The organism is Neisseria sicca VK64 (assembly GCF_000260655.1).
GTDB classification, from domain to species: domain Bacteria; phylum Pseudomonadota; class Gammaproteobacteria; order Burkholderiales; family Neisseriaceae; genus Neisseria; species Neisseria sicca_B.
This window is the reverse complement of sequence record NZ_AJMT01000041.1, coordinates 1-20,461: the sequence shown is the minus strand read 5'-3', so window position 1 is coordinate 20,461 and position 20,461 is coordinate 1. Positions and strand designations below refer to the sequence as shown.

At 53.4% G+C, this 20,461-nt stretch carries 19 protein-coding genes, 1 pseudogene and 1 riboswitch; of the genes and pseudogenes, 6 read left to right on the top strand and 14 right to left on the bottom strand.

Features of this window, described 5'->3' with window-relative positions; all coding sequences use genetic code 11:
- Positions 1-114 precede the first annotated feature (114 nt).
- Both HMPREF1051_RS02645 and HMPREF1051_RS02640 read right to left on the bottom strand, forming a co-directional pair.
- A complete protein-coding gene (locus HMPREF1051_RS02645; RefSeq protein ID WP_003764026.1) occupies positions 115-456 on the bottom strand; it encodes a hypothetical protein in 342 nt (113 codons plus the stop codon).
- Positions 457-465: 9 nt separating this feature from the next.
- Positions 466-936, bottom strand: a complete 471-nt coding sequence (locus HMPREF1051_RS02640; protein WP_003764067.1) for a hypothetical protein — start codon at positions 934-936, stop codon at positions 466-468.
- 900 nt (positions 937-1,836) lie between these two features.
- Between HMPREF1051_RS02640 and HMPREF1051_RS02635 the strand changes: the two genes are divergently transcribed.
- Both HMPREF1051_RS02635 and rtcR read left to right on the top strand, forming a co-directional pair.
- On the top strand, positions 1,837-2,592 hold the full coding sequence (locus HMPREF1051_RS02635; RefSeq protein WP_003764045.1) for a tRNA(His) guanylyltransferase Thg1 family protein: 756 nt from the start codon (positions 1,837-1,839) through the stop codon (positions 2,590-2,592).
- Positions 2,593-2,605: 13 nt separating this feature from the next.
- Entirely contained in the window at positions 2,606-4,240 is a 1,635-nt protein-coding gene (rtcR, locus tag HMPREF1051_RS02630; protein ID WP_036491433.1) for an RNA repair transcriptional activator RtcR, read from the top strand.
- A gap of 109 nt (positions 4,241-4,349) precedes the next feature.
- On the opposite strand, the gene HMPREF1051_RS02625 is transcribed toward rtcR, so the two are convergent.
- The 7 genes from HMPREF1051_RS02625 to HMPREF1051_RS02595 all read right to left on the bottom strand — a co-directional run bounded on the left by HMPREF1051_RS02625 (position 4,350) and on the right by HMPREF1051_RS02595 (position 10,801).
- Positions 4,350-4,871 carry a hypothetical protein gene (locus HMPREF1051_RS02625; protein ID WP_003764047.1) on the bottom strand — a complete coding sequence of 174 codons (522 nt, stop codon included), beginning with the start codon at positions 4,869-4,871 and terminating at the stop codon, positions 4,350-4,352.
- Between the two features lie 330 nt (positions 4,872-5,201).
- Complete coding sequence (locus HMPREF1051_RS02620; protein ID WP_003764061.1) at positions 5,202-6,488, bottom strand: F390 synthetase-related protein; 1,287 nt, start codon at positions 6,486-6,488, stop codon at positions 5,202-5,204.
- Positions 6,489-6,546: 58 nt separating this feature from the next.
- Positions 6,547-7,371 carry an MBL fold metallo-hydrolase gene (locus HMPREF1051_RS02615; RefSeq protein WP_003764034.1) on the bottom strand — a complete coding sequence of 275 codons (825 nt, stop codon included), beginning with the start codon at positions 7,369-7,371 and terminating at the stop codon, positions 6,547-6,549.
- A gap of 4 nt (positions 7,372-7,375) precedes the next feature.
- On the bottom strand, positions 7,376-8,356 hold the full coding sequence (locus HMPREF1051_RS02610) for an NAD-dependent epimerase/dehydratase family protein (protein WP_003764054.1): 981 nt from the start codon (positions 8,354-8,356) through the stop codon (positions 7,376-7,378).
- Complete coding sequence (locus HMPREF1051_RS02605; RefSeq protein ID WP_003764024.1) at positions 8,353-9,357, bottom strand: 3-oxoacyl-[acyl-carrier-protein] synthase III C-terminal domain-containing protein; 1,005 nt, start codon at positions 9,355-9,357, stop codon at positions 8,353-8,355. Before HMPREF1051_RS02605 ends, HMPREF1051_RS02610 begins: the two co-directional genes overlap by 4 nt.
- 256 nt (positions 9,358-9,613) lie before the next feature.
- Positions 9,614-10,309 (bottom strand): LrgB family protein, encoded by a 696-nt coding sequence (locus HMPREF1051_RS02600; protein WP_003764049.1) that lies wholly within the window; start codon positions 10,307-10,309, stop codon positions 9,614-9,616.
- Between the two features lie 12 nt (positions 10,310-10,321).
- Complete coding sequence (locus HMPREF1051_RS02595; RefSeq protein ID WP_036491429.1) at positions 10,322-10,801, bottom strand: CidA/LrgA family protein; 480 nt, start codon at positions 10,799-10,801, stop codon at positions 10,322-10,324.
- Positions 10,802-10,815: 14 nt separating this feature from the next.
- Here HMPREF1051_RS02595 and HMPREF1051_RS02590 point away from each other — a divergent pair, with 14 nt between their 5' ends.
- Positions 10,816-11,700: a LysR family transcriptional regulator gene (locus HMPREF1051_RS02590; RefSeq protein ID WP_003764075.1), complete on the top strand. Its 885-nt coding sequence runs from the start codon at positions 10,816-10,818 to the stop codon at positions 11,698-11,700.
- A gap of 37 nt (positions 11,701-11,737) precedes the next feature.
- Here the strand turns inward: HMPREF1051_RS02590 and thiC are convergent, their stop codons facing one another.
- On the bottom strand, positions 11,738-13,639 hold the full coding sequence (gene thiC / locus HMPREF1051_RS02585; RefSeq protein WP_003764036.1) for a phosphomethylpyrimidine synthase ThiC: 1,902 nt from the start codon (positions 13,637-13,639) through the stop codon (positions 11,738-11,740).
- A 91-nt stretch (positions 13,640-13,730) separates the two neighbouring features.
- Positions 13,731-13,830: riboswitch (TPP riboswitch) on the bottom strand.
- 199 nt (positions 13,831-14,029) lie between these two features.
- Between thiC and HMPREF1051_RS02580 the strand changes: the two genes are divergently transcribed.
- Both HMPREF1051_RS02580 and HMPREF1051_RS02575 read left to right on the top strand, forming a co-directional pair.
- Complete coding sequence (locus HMPREF1051_RS02580; protein WP_003764063.1) at positions 14,030-15,157, top strand: Gfo/Idh/MocA family protein; 1,128 nt, start codon at positions 14,030-14,032, stop codon at positions 15,155-15,157.
- A complete protein-coding gene (locus tag HMPREF1051_RS02575; RefSeq protein WP_003764043.1) occupies positions 15,154-15,813 on the top strand; it encodes an NAD(P)H-dependent oxidoreductase in 660 nt (219 codons plus the stop codon). The genes HMPREF1051_RS02580 and HMPREF1051_RS02575 overlap by 4 nt, the downstream gene beginning before the upstream one ends.
- A 267-nt stretch (positions 15,814-16,080) precedes the next feature.
- Here the strand turns inward: HMPREF1051_RS02575 and HMPREF1051_RS15545 are convergent.
- The 4 genes and pseudogenes from HMPREF1051_RS15545 to HMPREF1051_RS02560 all read right to left on the bottom strand — a co-directional run.
- Positions 16,081-16,242: pseudogene (locus tag HMPREF1051_RS15545) on the bottom strand (MFS transporter); the annotation flags it as partial.
- Between the two features lie 76 nt (positions 16,243-16,318).
- Positions 16,319-16,771 carry a hypothetical protein gene (locus HMPREF1051_RS02570; RefSeq protein ID WP_003764032.1) on the bottom strand — a complete coding sequence of 151 codons (453 nt, stop codon included), beginning with the start codon at positions 16,769-16,771 and terminating at the stop codon, positions 16,319-16,321.
- A 291-nt stretch (positions 16,772-17,062) separates the two neighbouring features.
- The gene (locus HMPREF1051_RS02565; protein WP_003764071.1) at positions 17,063-18,382 is read right to left on the bottom strand and encodes an MFS transporter; all 1,320 of its coding nucleotides are present in this window, start codon (positions 18,380-18,382) and stop codon (positions 17,063-17,065) included.
- 145 nt (positions 18,383-18,527) lie between these two features.
- The gene (locus HMPREF1051_RS02560; RefSeq protein ID WP_003764041.1) at positions 18,528-19,985 is read right to left on the bottom strand and encodes a TrkH family potassium uptake protein; all 1,458 of its coding nucleotides are present in this window, start codon (positions 19,983-19,985) and stop codon (positions 18,528-18,530) included.
- Here HMPREF1051_RS02560 and HMPREF1051_RS14770 point away from each other — a divergent pair.
- A complete protein-coding gene (locus tag HMPREF1051_RS14770) occupies positions 19,882-20,148 on the top strand; it encodes a hypothetical protein (RefSeq protein ID WP_196794307.1) in 267 nt (88 codons plus the stop codon). The genes HMPREF1051_RS02560 and HMPREF1051_RS14770 overlap by 104 nt on opposite strands.
- The last annotated feature ends 313 nt before the right edge of the window (positions 20,149-20,461 follow it).

The window sequence follows — 20,461 nt, the reverse complement described above, 5'->3', positions numbered from 1 at the left end:
ACTTTTTATAGTGGATTAACTTTAAACCAGTACGGCGTTGCCTCGCCTTGCCGTACTATCTGTACTGTCTGCGGCTTCGTCACCTTGTCCTGATTTAAATTTAATCCACTATATTTAATCCTCTAAAATCTTGCTTTCAATCATGCAGCGGATACATGCCTGCCGCACATAGGCTTTGCGGTCGTCTGAAAGACGCAGCACAAGCATGCTTCCATAGCCGAACAGAAAATCTGCTTCTTTGCCTTGCGCCGTGCCGAGTATTTCGGCTTGGTGGAAGGTGCGGCCGTCTGAAAGCGCGATGTCGTAACGGCAGCCTTCCTTTATCAAACTGCATTCCGCTTCGGGAAAAGTCTGTTTCCGCCAAGCCTGCTCGCGTTTGCGGCTGCGGCAGGTTTGGAACGACCAGCAAACCAGAGTCGAAAAAACGATGACGCCTATGATTAGCCAAGTGTTCATATCTATTCCTTAAAGTCGGCTCAGTTTCAGATAGCTTTTTTTCGGAAAAGGATGTTCTACCCATCTTTCCAAATATTCTTTTTCGCCGATATTCAGATAAATATCTTCTAAAATCAGACGGATGTTTTCCGCCAATTCATACCTGTCCACTTTGCCGTGCCATAAGGTTTGTTGTGGACTGCGATTGAAGTTGAAACTGAAAAACCAGTCGTCTGAATAAATCAGCCTCACTTCGGCTTCGTTGCTTTGTTCGGCTGCAGATACCAGTAAGGCCAGTTCGCCGGGTTCGTCTAAAAACAGGACTTTCGACTCAGTAATGCTGCCGCTGCTTTGCAGAGCAATTGCTAAATCACATAAATCTTTCAGCGAATCATGCAGATAGGAAACAGCCTGTTGATAGTTCTCTTCGCCATATTTCACGGTAACGCTTGCCCAGCCTGCATCGTGCAGTTGATAGGCGATATGAAATGGTTCGGTCATGGCTATGCCTCCTTCAGGTCGTCTGAAAGTGTTGATAAGGGGCAGCACGGCAAACAACGAGTTTTTTGGAAACGCCTAATTGCTCTAACCGACTGAGCTACCCGCCGAAAGCGGGGCAGGACTCGAACCTGCGACGAATGTAGTTCCCAAGGCATTTGTCCGCCATGCTGCAAAAAAGGGTGGGCGGCTAGATTGGCAGGATTTACGCCGTTTCCGGCGGCGGGAATCGAACCCGCAATAACCGATCTAATGTAATCCTGCCGGCATCCGCCCGTAAGGGGTGGTACATCTGGCAACAAGAAGTAGAGAAATTTTTACGCGCTCTATCCTCTGAGCTACTCTGCCATAGTTGGCGGCAGAGGCGGGATTCGAACCCGCGACCTCGAGCGTTGGCAGGCTGTAATTCCTCCGGCATTTGCCGAATGCACCTAAAACGGTTTTCATCGTAGGTCGTCTGAAAAGTTTCAGACGACCTTGAGTGATCAAGCGATACAGCAAGCCATCAGCCATTCAGGGAAACAAGGCTGGCATTTGCCTGCTGAATCAGAAAAGGTGGGCGACTAGAAAAACAAGACGTCAACGCCTATTAGGCGAGGCAGGAGTCGAACCTGCAGAAACCTTGTAGTCTTGTCGGCATTCGCCCTGTAACGACACGGCAGCTAAAAATTTACGGAAAATTCTTTCCTGTAGAGCTGTATTTTCCGCAGCATCTGCTGCATCGTTACATTTACAACATAGCCAACAGCGTGCCAACGATAAAAAAATTTCAAAATTAATTTTTAATTTATTGAATAAAAAGAAAATATATTTTTATGTGGTCTTTTGCGGCAAAAAGAGTAGAATGCTGAAAAATATATTTTTAGATAGATTTATAGAAAATAAGATATTTAAGGAGATGTAATGCGATTCGATGATTTGGACAAACGCCTGCGGCAATACGAAACCGCTTACGATTTCTGCGTGCCGCAGGAAAACTTCATTGTAGTGCGCTTGGACGGGCGCGGCTTTACGCGGTTGACTAAGGAAATTTGGCAGTTTGAAGCCCCGTTTGACATCCGCTTCCACGACCTGATGGCACACACCGTCCGTCATTTGATGAAATGCGGTTTCAATGTGGCGTATGGCTATTCCGAAAGCGACGAAATTTCACTGCTGTTGCGCCGCGACGACGATACGTTCAAACGCAAAACGCGCAAAATCATTTCGGTATTGGCGGGCGAAGCCAGCGCTGCCTTTTCGGTAGCGCACGGGCAACCTGCCGCTTTTGATGCACGGGTTTGCGTTTTGCCGAACGAAAAACTGGTGGTCGATTATTTCCGTTGGCGGCATGAAGACGCGCACCGCAACGCGCTCAACGCCCACTGCTATTGGATGCTGCGCAAAAAAGGCGAAAGCGTGTCCCGCGCCACGGATGCCGTCAGCGGGCTGACACGCGCTCAAAAACACGATTTGCTGTTTGAAAATAACATTAATTTCAACGAACTGCCCGCGTGGCAGAAACGCGGCTTCGGCGTGTATTTTCAGACGACCTTGAAAGAGGGCTTCAACCCGCAAACCAAAGAGAACGTACAGGCGGAACGCCAAATCTTACATACGGATTTCGAGCTGCCTTTGGGCGACGATTACGGCGCATTTGTCTTGGAAAGAATTGTTTAGAGGTCGTCTGAAAATGAATACTGCACCCAAAAAACAAGTCGCCGTCAGCTTTCTCGGTACGGTATTGGACAGCGGTTTCGGTCAAGGGCGTTGGCAGAAGTGGCGGCCGAATGTCGCCATGAATCAGCGTCATGATTTCCATCTTGACCGCATGGAGCTGTTTTATGCGGAGAAATATCGCGATCTGGCGGATCATGTAAAAGCCGATATTCAGCAGGTGTCGCCGCACACCGTTGTCAATCTCGTGCCTATGGAGCTGGAAAACCCGTGGGATTTTTCCGAAGTCTATACCAAGCTGCACGATTGGGCGGCGGGCTATACGTTTGATACTGAAGAAGAAACTTATCTCACCCACATCACCACGGGTACGCACGTTGCGCAAATCTGCCTGTTTTTATTGGTAGAATCGCGCCAAATCCCCGGCGTGCTGCTGCAGACTGCGCCGCCGAAAAACCAAAGGCGCAGCATGGGGAAAGGTGATATCGGCGGTTATGAAATCATCGATTTGGACTTGGCGCGTTACGATGTGCTTGCCGAACGCCTTGCCGCCGTGCGCGATGACGCGGTGCGCTATCTGAAAAGCGGCATCTCCACACAAAACGCCGCCTTCAACCGCATGATTGCCGAAATCGAACAAGTCGCGTTGCATTCCCCGTCGCCGATTCTGCTCTCCGGCCCTACCGGCGCGGGCAAATCGATGCTGGCGCGCAGGATTTTCGAGTTGAAAAAGGCGCGCCATTTGATTAAAGGCGAGTTTGTCGATGTGAACTGCGCCACCTTGCGCGGCGACGGCGCGGCTTCCGCCCTGTTCGGCCACAAAAAAGGCGCGTTTACCGGCGCGGCGGAAAAGCGTGAAGGCTACCTGAAAACCGCCGACGGCGGCGTGTTGTTTTTGGACGAAATCGGCGAATTGGGCTTGGACGAACAGGCTATGTTGCTCAAAGCTATTGAAGAAAAACATTTTTATCCCGTCGGCAGCGACAAGGAAGTGCAAAGCAGTTTCCAGCTGATTGCCGGTACCAACCGCGATCTGCGGCGGGAAATCCGCGCCGGACGCTTCCGCGAAGACCTGTTCGCCCGTATCAATATTTGGAACTATCCGCTGCCCGCACTCGCCGACCGCCGCGAAGACATCGAGCCGAATATCGAACACCAGCTCGCGCTTGCCTCGCAGGAACTCGGCCGCGCCACCCGTTTCAATAAAGAAGCCTTGTCCGCTTACCTTGCCTTCGCCCATTCAAACGAAGCCCGATGGCGCGGCAATTTCCGCGACCTTGCCGCCAGCATCATGCGTCTGGCCACGCTTGCCCCGCAGGGCAGGATACAGGCGGAGCAAGTGGCGGCGGAAATTGAGCGGCTCAAATGGTTATGGGCTGAAGAGGCGGATTCAGATGACCTTTTGCACAAGGGGTCGTCTGAAAAGGCGGATAATTACCCCGACAAAATCGATTGGGAAAATTTGGATTTGTTTGACCGCTTGCAATTGCAGAACGTGATTGACGAATGTCGCAAACACCAAAACATGGCGCAGGCGGGAAGGGCATTGTTTCATGTTTCCCGAAACAGCCGTGTCAAAACCAATGACAGCGACAGGCTGCGCAAATATTTGCAGAAATTTGGTTTGGAGTGGGGCGATATCGTGCAGTAGATGAGGCTTGAACCGAGCGGGTTGGGGCGGGAGAGGTTTTTATTTCGATTGGCTGGTATTAGGAAGGGTCGTCTGAAAAAAACTGTTCTCAAGATTCACTGAGTTCGTTTTAGCTCCGCATAAACTGACTGCGTCCGTTTTCAGACGACCTTTTGCTTTGTGGCGGGGATGGACTTATGGTTTGGTCAGATAAGGATATAGATCCATACGTGCGTCTTGGCGTACGGCTAAATAGTCCGGGTGCATAAAACCTCATCCCAGTGCCGTGATAAAGGCATTTTTGCTGAGGATCAGGATACAGTCCGCCACCTAAATAGCCGATTTCTAGCGGGTGCTGATTGGCAGCATACTGTTTCAACACTGCGGCAGCAGCTTGTGTTTGTTCGGCGGTGGGATGGTCGCCAGCTTGTCTCAGACCAAGCAGATCCCAAAAGGTTTTTCTAGGAGGAGTAATACGGATATTATATGTCGTACACCCATCGTCATAAATTAGGTGTTCTATTTGGCGGACGGAAATTTGATAGTAACCGTGGCTGCCTACAATACTGAGGACTTGGGCTTTTGAAGAATCACCGCCGGCATAGGTTGCTAACGGAAACGATAGGAAGAAGAGGGGGATAAGGTAGCGCATAAGGTTTAGGTCGTCTGAAAGAGTGTTGGGCGTTACTGCAAGTTTAACATGACAGGTATTACGGAAAGTATAGTGGATTAAATTTAAACCAGTACGGCGTTGCCTCGCCTTAGCTCAAAGAGAACGATTCTCTAAGGTGCTGAAGCACCAAGTGAATCGGTTCCGTACTATTTGTACTGTCTGCGGCTTCGTCGCCTTGTCCTGATTTAAATTTAATCCACTATAGGAAGGTAAGGTCGGGTATGGCGTTTTCTTTTTACTGGAAGGGTCGTCTGAAATTTTTCAGACGACCTTTTTGTCTTTGGTTTTAAAGATAATGTTTTAAAACGCTTACGGATTTTCACCATACGGGGAAATTTTCGTCACGCGCCGGCGTTTTTGGTGCAGGGGGCGGGTTTGTTCCGGCTGGAAAACGTAATCAAAGGGGCGAAGTTGCAGCGTCTGCCACAGGCAGTCCAGGTTGCGGGTGGCGGCGGCGCGGGTTTGTTCTGTGTCGGGCGTGAGGAAAATGTGCAGGGCTTTGCCGTGTTGCTCGACGCGGTATTCTTGGATGAGGTCGTCTGAAATCATGGCGCGGCGGATGAAGTCGGCGTAGAGGGCGTAAGGTTCGCCGTTTGCCGTGCGTGCGTCGAGGATATCGTCGCAGCGTCCTTCGATGGCGCTGATGCGGGCGAATGCGCTGCCGCAGGGACAGGGAGCGTCGTTGGCAATCAAAACGTCGTCGAGGCGGTAGCGGATGACGGGTTGGCTTTTGCGGTTGAAGTCGGTGATGATGGGGGCGAAGCGGCCGCTTTCGCGGTCTATCCAGTCTTTTTCGATATAGACCATGTCTTCGTTCAGATGCAGGTTGCCGTAGGCGCAGGTGTGGGCGAGGAAGCCTTCGGTGCATTGGTAGATTTGGTGAACCGGTGTGCCGAAGCGTTGTTCGATGCGGATTTTGACTTGCGGTTCTAAGACTTCGGCAACGGAGATGATTTTTTTGGGGTATATGGCGAGGTCGGGGTGTCGGGCAAGCTGCTGCAATACTTGGGCGGGGGCGATGAGGATGGTGGGCTTTTGCGCGTTGAGTCTTGGGATGTGCGCGTCCAAGGCTTCGAGCAGGTCGTAAAAATCAAAGCGTATCAGCGGGCTTTTGACGGCGGTGTAGAGGTTGCTGTTGGCACGCAGGAAGAAGGCGATGCTGTGGCGGGCGAGGTAGGGGCGGGGCAGCATACGTTTGAGCATATAGCCTGCCCACAGGGCGGACTCTTCGGGGGAAACGAGGAAAATGCCCCTGTTGCCGCTGGTGCCGGAGGAAAGCCCGACGGTGATTTCTTTGCCCGAGGTCGTCTGAAAAACGGGGCTGAAGTCGCGGCTTTCTTCGGCTTTGAGCGCGACGGAGAGGGCATCTTTTTCGCTGATGCCGTAGGCGTTGATGTCGGCGAAATGCTGCATGAAGATGCGTTTGTTGATAACGGGGTAGTCTTGCAGCTTGGCGCTGTGGGGGTAGAAGCGGCTGTTGTGGTTTGTTAAAAGGCGGTCGAGCTGTTTTTGCCGGTGTGCTTCAAGGGCGGCGCGTTCCGTGTAGTTTCGGGTGTGGAAAAAGGATTTGAGGATTTGCCATTTTGAAGGTTTCATGGTGTGTTCTTTTGTGCAGTTGAGGGGCTTTGCTCGTCGGGTTTTCAGACGACCTGCTTTAATCCAAGCCTTCCATGCCCAATCGACGCAAGGTGGGTTCGCAATGGCTGGGAACGAGGATGATTTCGCGGTTGCGGCGGTGGAGGTGTTGCAGGCGGTCTATAGTGGCTTGGACGGCGTTGCGGTTTTGGGCGATAAGGCCGGTAAGGGGGTTGGGGCGGCGGTTGTGGCTGATGGTTGCAAACCGCCAAACGGCGTCGGCAATCAGGAAAAATTCTCCGGCTATCAGCCCGTATTGTCCGGCGGCATGGCCGGGCAGGGCGACGGCAATCAAATCGGCACTGATGCGGTAGCCTTGTTCAAACGGGTAAAACGCTTCGTCAAGGCGGACTTCGGGCATATCTTCGATAAAGCGGGCGCGCTGCGGCAGGTCTTGGGGCAGCAGCTCGCGCAGGAAGCCTTGTTTGACTTCGATGATGCGGTTGGTCAGGCTTTCGGGTTTGTCGGTACGGTAAACAAAATCGTAGGCGGCGCGGGAAAGGATGATTTCCGCGTCGGGGAAGTCTTTGAGGCCGGCAATATGGTCGGCGTGCAGGTGGGACAGGAAGATTTGGTTGATGTCGTGCGCGGCATCGCCCAAACGCTCGCGTATGGTCGGTTGGCTGAGAGTGACGGGCGTGGTCAGCGCGTAAAATTTCTCGGGAAATCGGCGGCAGGCTTGGAAAAAGCGGGGCGCGTAGCCGGTATCGAACAGCAGGTTGCCGCCTTGGTGGGTGATGTGGGCGGTCATGGCGGGAAAGGCGGCTTTACGCAGGCTGCCGCCCCGTTCGACCATACATTCGGGATGGGTGCAGTAGCCGGTGTGGTAGAAACGGATGTCCATAGCTTCAGCCTTTCAGGGAGCGGGCGTATTGCCGCAGTCCGTCGGCAATGCTGATTTGGGGTTCGTAGCCGAGCAGCGAACGGGCGCGGCTGATGTCTAGGGTTTGGTCGAAGGAAATCGTGCCTATGCTGTAACGGGTGACGAGGGGTTCGCGAAAGGAACGGGTCAGCCGCGCCTGAGTTTCCAGTAGGCGGGCAAGGCTGTCAATTAGGCGGTAGGAGACGGGTTTCAGACGACATCCGAGATGCAGGGTATCGATGATTTGCCGGTAGAGTGCGGCGATGGTTTGCGGCTCGCCGTTGGTGATATTGAACGGCATGGCGCGGGGTACATCGGCTTCGGCTGCCAGCATCAGCGCGTGAACGACGTTGCCGACGTAGGTCACGTCCACTAATGCGCCGCCCGCTTCGCGGCCGCTGCGCCGAATCAGCGGCAGAAAACCTTTTTCGGAGATTTTGAGCAGGCGCGGCAGGACGGCGGTGTCGTATTCGCCGAAAATGCCGCGCGGGCGGATGATGACGCTGGAAATGTCGGTGGCGGCGATGACTTCTTGTTCGGCAAGGAATTTGGTGTAGGCGTAGTCGTTGACGAAGTGGCGGCTGACGAAGGTTTCGGGGACTTTATGCTGGTCGAGGTAATCGAAATAGATGCTGGGCGTGGAAACGTGTACCAGCTTGCCGATATGGTGCTGCCGCATCGCCGCTAAGACATTTTGCGTGGCGGTCACGTTGGCGCGGTAGAAATCTTCATAACGCCCCCACGGCGAGGACAGCGCGGCACAATGGAACACGATATCGGCATTGGAAAACGCCTTCAGGGTCTGATTGCGGTCGGACAAATCGAAGGCGTGAAATTCCGTACCCAGCATTTTGCCGATTTCGGCATTGCGCCCGCAGGCGGCTACCTGCCAGCCTTGGGCAAGCAGCGTCTGCACAAGGTTGCGCCCCAGTCCGCCGGTCGCGCCGGTGACGATAGCCTTTTTCATGGTTTTTCCCAAACCAATGCGCCCAAGCCCACGCCTGCGGATGTGCCGAACAGCAAAACTTTATCGCCGGATCGGACGGGGAAGTCGGTCAGTAGGTGGTGCAGCGCGGAGGGGATGGAGGCGGAGATTTGGTTGCCGTGGGTGTTGAAAATATCGACGATTTTGGCAGGATCGAGTTTCAGACGACTGATGATGTGTTGCAAAGCGCCGCGGCTTGCCTGATGCGGAACGATCCAGTCTATGTCTGCCAACGTCAAATCCGCCTGCGCCAATGTTTCATCCAAGAAGCCGGGTATGGCTTCGGCGGCAAGTTTGTAGAGCTTTTTGCCGTTCATGTGGAAATAGGCTTGGGAGACATAGCTTTCGGGATGTTTGGACGGGTGGTTTTCATAGCCGCCCGCAGGAATGGTGCAGAATTCGTAGCCTTCGGGATGTACCTCGAATTTGCTTGTCAGCACGCCGCCGCGTTCAGACGACCTGATGACCGCCGCCGCCGCGCCGTCGCCGAAAATGGTCGAACTGTGAAAATCGTTCCAGTCCAAGCCGACAGAGGCGACATCGCAGCTGATCAATAAAATGGTGGGATATTTGTGTAACAGCGAATCCGCCAAATCCAAGCTGCGTAAGAACGACAAACAGGTCATATTGACGTCGAATGCGGCAATCGGGTGCGCGGGCTTCAGCAGCCGTAATGTATGCGCGGCGTTGAAGGGAATGCATTGACGGTCGATGCCCGAAGCGTTGATGACGCAATCCACATCGTCAATCGTGATGCCTGCCGCCGCCAGCGCATTTTTTGCGGCTTGAAGCTGCATCGCATCGGCAGATTCGTCATCCGCCAGAAAGTAGCGTTGCGCCAAGCCGCTGAGTTTTTCGGTGCGGCCTTCTTTGATGCCGAGCAGGGCGTCGATTTCGGTGGAAGGGACCAGCCGCGAAGGCAGTCCTTTGCCTGTGCCGATGATGTTGAGACGGAGGGATGGGTTCGGATGAGTCGTTTGCATAATATATCCGCTAGTGAGTAATACTTCAGCATAGTATTAATATTTTGTCATTGTCAACGTTTATATCCGCGGCAAACTCAAAAAAAGGTCGTCTGAAAACCTGTAAACGGCTTTTCAGACGACGTTGCCAATATCTTTGTATAGTGGATTAACTTTAAATCAGGACAAGGCGACGAAGCCGCAGACAGTACAGATAGTACGGCAAGGCGAGGCAACGCCGTACTGGTTTAAAGTTAATCCACTATAAAACTGCCGTTCAGCCCATCAGCCAAACCACCAAATGCACCATGCTCGGCCCGATGATGACCATAAACAGCCCCGCCAAAATCATGGTCAGGCTCGCCATCACGCCTTCGGTTTCGTGGCGTTGTCCGGCGCGTGAAGTGCCGAAGCCGTGGGCGGCGTTGCCCAGTGCGACGCCGTTGGCGGTGTGGAAGCGGATGCGGGTGAACGCTAAAAACAAATCGCCGAATATCATGCCGACGAAGCCGGTGATGATGGTGAACAGCGACACCAGCGACGCCGAGCCGTGGATTTCACTTGCCAACACGACGGCAAACGGCGTGGAAATCGAGCGCGCCATCAGGCTGTTGGTGACTTCGCTGTCGAAGTGGAACATATTACCCATCAAAAACGCGCTGGCCACGCCGACGAACATGCCGACCAAAATCGCTATTGACAGGATGGGAAGCTGGCGGCGGATGACTTCGCGGTTTTCGTAAATCGGGATGGCGAAGGCGACCGTTACCGGCGTGAGCAGGAAAACGATGCCTTGCGTGTATTTGTGGTAAGTATCGTAGGAAATGCCCAAAAGCAGCATCAGGACGATGGTGCTGACCGAAACGGTCACGACGGGCGAGAAAATCATCAGCGGTTTTTTACGGTAGATTTTTTTCGCCACAAAATAGGCGAAGCAGGTCCAAGCGAAGCAGGCGAGTGCGGCGCAATCCATTTTTGTTCCCTATCAGGCATGCAGTTTTTTATACAGGCGGCGTTTCCAGCGGTAGCAGAAATTCAGCGTCAACGCCGTGCTGATCATCACCAGCGCGGTGCCGACCGCAATCGTCAGCACCAGCCGCCAACCTTCGGAAAGAAGCAAATCGCGGTATTGCAATACGGAAACCATAATCGGAATAAAGAAAAACACCAGCTCGCCCAACACCCATTTCGCACCGCGCTCGACCATGCCGGTTTTAATCACGCCCAAACCCAGCAGCGCAAGCATTAAAAACAGCCCCAATACGCCCGAAGAAACAGGCAGATGGGCAAAGCGCACCATCAAATCTGACACCAGCCACACCAAGCCGACTACGGCAAGCTGCAAGGTTGTCTGAAAAAATCGCGTCAGCGTACCCATAAGGTTTATCCATCCGTAATCCAAAACGAAGGCTTGATTATAAGGACGCAGTTTGCGCATAATATGAATTATCTGCATCAAAATCATGCAAAAGAGGAATAATGGACTTCAAAAGCCTGAACTGTTTCGCCGAACTCGTGCGCCTGCAAAGTTTTTCCGCCGCCGCATCCGCGCTCAATCTGACCCAGCCCACCGTCAGCAAAACCATACAGGCATTGGAAGAAGAGCTGGGCGTGCCGCTGCTGGTTAAAGAAAACGGCCGCAAAAAACGCCAAGTCGCCACCACGCCCATCGGCGAAGAAGTCTACCGCCACGCGCTGAACCTCCTGCACGAACGCGACCTGCTGCTCGCCCGCATCGACGGCTACCGCCACATCAAGAGCGGCACGCTGCGGCTGGGTTTGGCACTGCTCGGCAGCGACCTGCTCAGCAACGCCCTGTTCCGCTTCCGCCGCCAATGGCCCGGCATCGAACTGACCTTCCTCGAACAAGGTTCGCTCGCCATCGAACAATCCTTGCGCAACAACGAACTCGACGCCGGACAACTGCTCGCCCCCGTCCACGAAGACTTCGACAGCATTACCCTCTGCGACTACCCGCTCGTCGTCCTCATGCCGCGCGCCCAAGCCCGCCATGCCGCCCTCAGCCTCAAAAGCCTGCAACACGAACCGTTTATCCTGTTCGGCTCAGGATTTTCCCTCAACGAAACCATCCAAACCGCCTGCCGCAGCCAAGGCTTCACCCCCAACGTCGTCTGCCGCACCGGACAATGGGACCTGCTCGCCGACATGGTGGCGCACCATATGGGCATCGCCCTTCTGCCCGAATACTACGCCCGCAAAATCAACCCCGACACCTTCGCCGCCGTCCCGCTGACCAAACCCGAAATCCGCTGGCAACTGACGATGGCGTGGAAAAAACACCAGCGCCCCACCCCCGCGCTCAGGGCTTGGCTGGACATCGTCAGGGAAGAGTTCAGGAAATAGAAAAAGGTCGTCTGAAAACTTTCAGACGACCTTTTTATCAACTGTAAATCTCAGCCCCTTTCTTCACAAACTCAACCGCTTTTTCTTCCATGCCCTGCCGCTGGGCTTTTTGCTTATCGGCGTAGTCGCGCACTTCCTGCGTGATTTTCATCGAGCAGAATTTGGGGCCGCACATTGAGCAGAAGTGGGCGATTTTCGCACCTTCGGCGGGCAGGGTTTCGTCGTGGAAGCTTTCGGCGCGTTCGGGGTCGAGGCTGAGGCGGAATTGGTCGCGCCAGCGGAACTCGAAACGCGCCTTGCTCAGGGCGTTGTCGCGCAACTGCGCACCCGGCCAGCCTTTGGCGAGGTCGGCGGCGTGGGCGGCGAGTTTGTAGGTGATGATGCCGGTGCGCACGTCTTCTTTGTCGGGCAGGCCGAGATGCTCTTTCGGGGTAACGTAGCAGAGCATGGCTGTGCCGTACCAGCCGATGTTGGTCGCGCCTATGCCCGATGTGATGTGGTCGTAGCCGGGGGCGATGTCGGTAACGAGCGGACCGAGTGTGTAGAAAGGCGCTTCAAAGCAGTGTTGCAGCTCTTCGGTCATGTTTTCTTTGACGCGTTGCAGCGGCACATGGCCGGGGCCTTCGATCATGACTTGTACGTCGTGTTTCCATGCTTTGTCGGTCAATTCGCCCAAGGTGTGCAATTCGGCGAACTGCGCTTCGTCGTTGGCATCGGCAATGCAGCCGGGGCGCAGGCCGTCGCCGAGGCTGAACGACACGTCGTAGGCTTTCATGATTTCGCAGATTTCGTCGAAATGCGTGTAGAGGAAGTTTTCCCGATGGTGGGCGAGGCACCATTTCGCCATGATGGAGCCGCCGCGCGATACGATGCCGGTGAGGCGGTTGGCGGTCATCGGCACATAACGCAGCAACACGCCCGCGTGTATGGTGAAATAGTCCACGCCTTGTTCCGCCTGCTCGATTAAGGTGTCGCGGAACAAATCCCAAGTCAAATCTTCGGCAATGCCGCCGGTTTTTTCCAAAGCCTGGTAAATAGGCACGGTACCGATGGGAACGGGCGCGTTGCGGATAATCCATTCGCGCGTTTCGTGGATGTGCGCGCCTGTGGACAAATCCATAATCGTGTCTGCGCCCCAACGCAGCGACCACACCATTTTTTCGACTTCTTCGGTCAGGCTGGAGGTTACGGCGGAATTGCCCAAGTTGCCGTTGATTTTGACGCGGAAGTTGCGGCCGATAATCATCGGTTCGAGTTCGGGGTGGTTGATGTTGGCGGGGATGATTGCGCGTCCGGCGGCAATTTCTCGGCGCACGAATTCGGGGGTGATTTGGTCGGGATGGGTCGGGATGTTCGCGCCGAAACTTTGCCCTGCGTGCTGTTTCAAGAGCTTGGCGTATTCGGGCTGTCTGAAAAGTTCGTCCAGCTTCATGCGTTCGCGTATGGCGGCAAACTCCATTTCGGGCGTGATGATGCCTTGGCGGGCGTAATGGAGCTGGGTTACGTTGCTGCCGATTTTCGCGCGGCGCGGGCGGGTGATTTGGTTGAAACGCAGATGGGCGGTTTGCGGGTCGTGTGCGCGTTCGATGCCGTATTCGCTGGAGAGCTTGGGCAGGATTTCGGTATCGCCGCGTTCGTCCAGCCATGCGGTGCGGACGTTCGGCAGACCTTGTTTCAGGTCGATGTGTGCCGCCGGATCGCCGTACACGCCGCTGGTGTCATAGACGGGAATCGGCGGGTTGGCTTCCGTGCCTTGCGCCGTGTAGGTGTCGTCTTGACGGATTTCACGCAAAGGCACGCGGATGTCGCCGCGGCTGCCTTGCAGATACACGCGCTCCGAGTTCGGATATTTGAAGCGGATGCCGATGTCTTCGCTCAAGTCGGCAAGCTCGCGTGCTTCGTTGCCGGAAGTTTTGGCGGTTTTCTTTGGCGTAGTCATAAAAAATGCTCCTGTTTTCTCGTTTGAAAAGAAGAAACAGGAGCGTTTTGCTTTTTCAGACGACCTCAATATCAAAAAGGTCGTCTGAAAGACAGAATCCGTGAAAACTCCCCACGCAGGTATTATCCCGATCGGGTGTAAAGGGTATTTCTCAGCCGCCAGAACATCAGGCAGCACCCCTGTTTCGTAAGAGTAGGATTATAAACCACGATACGCATTTGTTGTAAATTAACTTCATATCGGCCTGAGTTTGAAAGGAAAGGACCGACGGCGGAAAGCGCACCCATATCCTGCCGCTCCGTCAAATTTTTCATGATTTTAGGTATCGGTTGAGGGCTGATTTATCTATAATCTTTTTCCGTTTTTTATAACTATATACGTCGTCTGAAAATGTCTGAAGCCATTCAAAACCGCAAAATCAAATTCGCCTTAGTTGGCTGCGGCCGTATTTCCAACAACCATTTCGGTTCGTTTGAAGTATTGCAAGAAGATTGCGAACTCGTTGCCGTGTGCGACATCGATCCTGCCGCGCTTGAAGTGGCGGTCAAACGCACCGGGGCGAAAGGCTATGCCCGCTATACGGAAATGTTGGCGGAAACCGATGCCGACGTAATCGTCATCACCACGCCGTCCGGTTTGCATCCCGAACAGGCGGTTGAGGCGTTGGAAGCGGGTTTTCACGTTGTCACCGAAAAACCGATGGCTACCTGTTTTACTGACGGCGAGCGCATGGTCGAAGCTGCCGACAAAGCGGGCAAACGCTTGTTTGTCGTGAAACAAAACCGCCTCAACGCCACGCTGCAACTACTCAAACGCGCGGTCGCAGAACAACGCTTCGGCAAAATCTATATGGTGCATTTGAATGTTTTTTGGACGCGCCCGCAGTCGTATTACGACCAAGGAGGCGGTTGGCGCGGCACTTGGAAGATGGACGGCGGCGCATTCATGAATCAGGCAAGCCACTACGTCGATTTGATGGAATGGCTCATCGGCCCGGTGGCGGAAGTGCAGGCGATGATTGCGACCCACCGAAAAATTGAAGCCGAAGACACGGGCGTGATGAACCTCCGTTGGCGCGACGGCACGCTCGGTTCGATGGCGGTAACCATGTGCACCTACCCGAAAAACCTCGAAGGCTCGATTACCATTTTGGGCGAAACCGGCACGGTACGCATCGGCGGCATGGCGGTGAACGAAATTCAGGAATGGAATTTTGCCGACGGACGCGATTACGACGAACAGGTCAAAACCGCCAATTACGAAACCACATCGGTGTACGGTTTCGGGCATCCGCTGTATTATCAAAATGTTGTCGATGTATTGCGCGGCAAAGCCGAGCCTATTGTCGATGGACGCGAAGGCTTGAAATCGCTGGAGCTGATTAACGCCGCCTACCTTTCTGCACACAACCGTCAAACGGTTTCGCTGCCGCTGGTGTTGCAATCTTTGCGAACGTTTGACCATTCTGATTGTCCGAAAGGAAGCCCTTTCCATACTCAATCAAAGGAATCATCATGATACTGACCCGCGAACAAGCCCTCGAAATTTTCAAACGCCGTGTTTCCGTCCGCTACTACGACCCCGCGCGCAAAATCAGTGCCGAAGATTTTGCCGCCGTCCTTGACTTCGGACGGCTTTCGCCCAGCTCCGTCGGCTGCGAGCCGTGGCAGTTTGTGGTCGTACAGAACGCAGCTTTGCGCGAAAAAATCAAACCCTTCGCCTGGGGGATGCAGGCTTCCATTTCGGATGCCAGCCACGTCGTTTTCCTGTTGGCTCGAAAACACGCCCGCTACGACAGCCCTGCTTTTGAAGAATTGATGGACAGACGCGGTCTGACCGCCGAAGAACGGGCGGGCGCATTTGAACGCTACCGCCGTTTCCAAACCCACGATATGCCCATCGCCGATGACGAACGCGCCCTGTTTGACTGGGCAAGCAAGCAAACTTACATCGCGCTGGGCAATATGCTTACCGGCGCGGCGATGCTCGGCATCGATTCTTGCGCCATCGAAGGCATGGAGTATGCCGCAGTGGAAAAAATCCTTGCCGAAGCCGGATTGCTCGATCCCGAACATTACGGCTTATCCGTCGCCGCAACTTTCGGCTACCGTGTGCGCGACATCACCCCGAAACCGCGCCGCGATGCGTCGGAAACAGTGATTTGGGCAGAGTAGGGCGCGTAACCGGATTTCAATGAAATAGGTCGTCTGAAAGTGTTGTTTGACTTTGGTGAAGTGACACTTTCAGACGACCTTTTATAGTGGATTAACTTTAAACCAGGACGGCGTTACCTCGCCTTAGCTCAAAGAGAACGATTCTCTAAGGTGCTGAAGCACCAAGTGAATCGGTTCCGTACTATCTGTACTGTCTGTGGCTTCGTCGCCTTGTCCTGATTTAAATTTAATCCACTATATTTGGCGGGATGATTTGAAGAACGGCGCTTATCCGTTGATGTCTTCCAGCGTCCTGCCTTTCGTTTCTTCGCCCAATATCAACACGACGGCGACAATCAGCAGCATAACCAGCGTGAACATCATGAATATATTGCAAAATCCGATGCTGCTGCCCGCGCGTCTGATTGCACCCGCCCATATTCGACAAAATCGTTAACGTTCGCGGCATTACATCCATTGTTGTAATGTTTGAAATGTCGAATTTGAAAATCTGACCTGCATCAGCTTATTTTTGTTCGTTGTTGTCAGAATCTTTGTAAAAATCCCAAAATTCTGTGTAATTGTCGCGAGGAATGTCCGATAAATCGGCACGGTAAAGGCTGCGGACAATCCGATTACATGAAATAGTTTTTGATTTTCTTTCATGGCTGTCGGTTAGATAGGAATGTACGATGGTTGCAGATTGTGAAGAGGTATTTTTGTAATCCGTGATTTGATACATATTATCGGTGCTGTCGTTGTTTTGCACCAATAAGCTGATGGAATGAGTGCCTGTGTAACTTTGTAATGCCGAGGTGGCTGCAGTGTCCGACAATATTTGTCCGTTGCCGGAAAGTATCAGACGGCTGCCGTTGCGGTTCAGTTCGTAATGGTCTTTGCCTGCATGACAGGAAAACATGATTTCGGCAGCAGTTGTTTGGCAATACAGTAGCGTAATACAGATAAACAAGGGTTTCATGGAGTTGTCTTTTCTTGAAATGATGGAAAAATGCTAATACTAAGCAGCTTGTTTCCTGAAAATCCAAAGTGCAGTAGTTATGCGGTGTTTGAATTGACTGAAATTTTTACATATAGTGGATTAACTTTAAACCAGTACGGCGTTGCCTCGCCCTGCCGTACTATCTGTACTGTCTGTGGCTTCGTAGCCTTGTCCTGATTTAAATTTTATCCACTATAAAAAGCCATTCTGAAAACCAAATATCCCGTTTTCAGACGACCTTTGCTGATTTTGGGCTGTCGATACGGTTGTTTAAGAGCTGATGTCTTCCAGCGTCCTGCCTTTCGTTTCTTCGCCCAATGCCAAAATCACCAATACAATCAGCATCATCACGCCGGCAAACATCATGAATATATTGCCGAATCCGCCGCTGCCGCCGACCATTTTGGCGACCACCATAGGCGCGAGGATGCCGCCGATGCGCCCGATTGCGCCCGCCCAGCCGGAGGCGAAGGCACGGAAGCGGAGGGGGTAGAGTTCGGGCGTGTAGGTGTATAAAACGCCCCATGCGCCGAGGTTGAAGAACGACATTAGGCTGCCCCATGCCATCACTTCGGTGGCGCTGCTGCTTTGTCCGAAAAACCACGCGCAGACGGCGCAGGCGGCGAGAAAACCCGCCAAAGTCGCTTTGCGCCCGATTTTTTCCACCAATGCCGCCGCCGCGATGTAGCCGGGCAGTTGCGCGACTATCATCACCAGCACATATTCAAAGGTTTTGACCACCGTATTGCCCTGTTCGACCAAGAGTTTCGGCAGCCAAGTAAAAATGCCGTAATAGGAAAAGACGATGCCGAACCAGACCAGCCACAGCATCAGCGTGCGTCGTGCGAAAGGCTGTTGCCACAGTTGCGTAAAACGGATGCGCTGTTTTTCCTGTTGCGGCGGTGCGATGGCTGTTGCGGCGGGCGTCATCCCCGCTTCTTCTTCCAAGCGGCTGACCAGCCGGTGCGCTTCGTCCGTTTTGCCTTGCGAGAGCAGGTAGGGTACGGATTCGGGTATGAATTTCAACACCAGCGGGATATACACAATCGGCAGTGCGCCGATTAAAAACGCGCTGTGCCAGCCGAATTTTGGGATAAAGAAATAGGAAGCGAGTGCTGCGGCAAGCCAGCCCAGCCCCCAAAAACTTTCCAGCAACACGATAAAGCGTCCGCGTACTTTCGGCGGGGCGTATTCGCTGACCAAGGACACCGCGACGGGAAGCTGTCCGCCCAGTCCTACACCGACGAAGAAGCGGAAAAATAAAAGTGCGGACAGGTTGGGTGCAAACGCGCATAAACCCGTCGCCACGCTGTACACCGCCATCGTCCCGGCAAATACGGTTTTCCTGCCGAAGCGATCGGCAAACCAGCCGCTGATGACCGCGCCCAGTGCCATGCCGATAAAAGAGATGCTGACTATCCAGCCCAATTGCGCAGGCGCAAGCGACCAGTCTTTGCCCAGCTCGGGCAGGATGAACGACACCAGCCCGGTATCCATCGCGTCAAACAGCCAGCCGATACCGACCAGCACCAAAAGTCTGTAATGAAACTTGCTCGGCGGCAAGTTTTGAAGGCGGGTAAGGATATCCATCGTATTTCCTTTGCGTTGCTTGTTTTGCTCTTGCAGTTTAACGCAGAGCCGCTCCTTTTCAAGGCTTGCCGCTTTGCACGCATGGCAAACCTGATAACAAAAAGGTCGTCTGAAAACCCGAAATCCGTTTTCAGACGACCCGTCTTTATTTTTTCCAATAAGCCGGTGTCAGCAAAATCAACACCGTAAAAATTTCCAAGCGGCCCAGCAGCATGACGGCCGAACACAGCCATTTCTGCACATCGCTCAATACCGCATAGCTGCCCGCCGGTCCGACCTCGCCCAAGCCCGGGCCCGCATTGGTAATACACGCGATGACGGCGGTGAAGGCGGAGATAAATTCCATCCCGCTTGCCATCAGCAAAAAGCTGAACACAATCGTCGTCATGAAATAAATCGAAATAAACGCCATCACCGTCAGTGCCATGCGGTCGGGAATCATGCGTCCGTTGACCTTGACCGTGCGCACCGCTTTCGGGTGCAGCAGAATCATCATCTCGCGCAGGCTGAATTTGAACAAGACCAACGCCCGCACGTTTTTAATGCCGCCGCCCATAGAGCCGGAGCTTGCCAACAGGTTGGACAGGAAAAACATCCACAGCGACACGATCAGCGGCCATTGCGCGAAATCCGTGTTGGAAAAACCGCTTGCCAGCCCGATGGAGACAAAGTTGAAGCTGACAAAACGCAGCGAATCCCCAAAGGTTGCATAAAAATCCTTCTGCCACAGATACACCGCCGACATCAAAATACTGCCCGCCAGCAGCACCAGCAGTACGCGGCATTCCTCGTCCTGCCAATAGGATTTGAGCGAACGCCGTGTCAGCGCCGTGAAATGCGTGGCAAAATTCACACCGCCCCACAGCGTGAAAAACATAATCGCCCATTCGACGGTCAGCGAATCAAAATAAGCGATGCTGGCATCGTGTGTCGAAAAACCGCCCAGCGACACCGCCGACATTGCGTGGCAAAGCGCGTCAAACCAGCTCATCCCCGCAAAATGCAGCGTCAGAAAAGCCGCCGCCGTCGTCATCGTGTAGAAGAACCAAAGTTTCTTTGCCACCTGCGAAATGCGCGGCGCCATCTTGCTTTCCTTGTCCATCCCCGGAATTTCAGCCTTGAAGAGCTGCGTTCCGCCCACGCCCAACATCGGCAAAATCGCTACCGCCAGCACGATGATACCCATGCCGCCCAGCCAGTTGAGCATATGCCGCCAAAAATTTATCGACGGGGCCAGCGTGTCCAAACTCGTCATGACCGTCGCGCCGGTCGTTGTCAGTCCGGACATTGCCTCAAAAAACGCATCGGTAAAACTGATGCCCGGAATGTGAATATAGATCGGCATCGCCGCCACCAGCGCAAATGCCAGCCACAACATCAAAACCAACGTAAACCCGTCGCGCGGGCGCAGCTCGCGGCGGAAATGGAAGGTCAGCAGCCAAACCGCGCAAGAGGTCAGCGTCGTCGCCAAAGCCGTGTAGGCAAACGCCGGAAACGCGTTGTCCAGAAAAAAATACGACATCAGCGTCGGTACTGCGAGCAACATTGAAAACAGCAGCCCCAGTCTGGACAAAACGTGGACAATAGGAAGGAACTTATACATATCAATCTTAAATAGGGGTCGTCTGAACGGCGTAATGGGCTTGAAGCTGCCGTCCATATCTGCCCGCGAAATTCACATTCAAGCCGTCAAAACGGCTGAGAAACTTTCAGACGACCTGTTTTACAGACCATCCTTAGCAGGCAGGCACAAATTCGGTCCGTAATTTTATCAAATTAGGCAAATGGCGTTATTGATATTTTACAGTCGTAAAAAGCAAGGGGTCGTCTGAAAACGGCAGCTTCAATCGACACAAACGGACGAAGTAGGGATAAAATGCCGATTGCTTTTTGCGCCGTTGAACTTTTCAGACGACCCCTTTTCATATAGTGGATTAACTTTAAATCAGGACAAGGCGACGAAGCCGCAGACAGTACAGATAGTACGGAACCGATTCACTTGGTGCTTCAGCACCTTAGAGAATCGTTCTCTTTGAGCTAAGGCGAGGCAACGCCGTACTGGTTTAAAGTTAATCCACT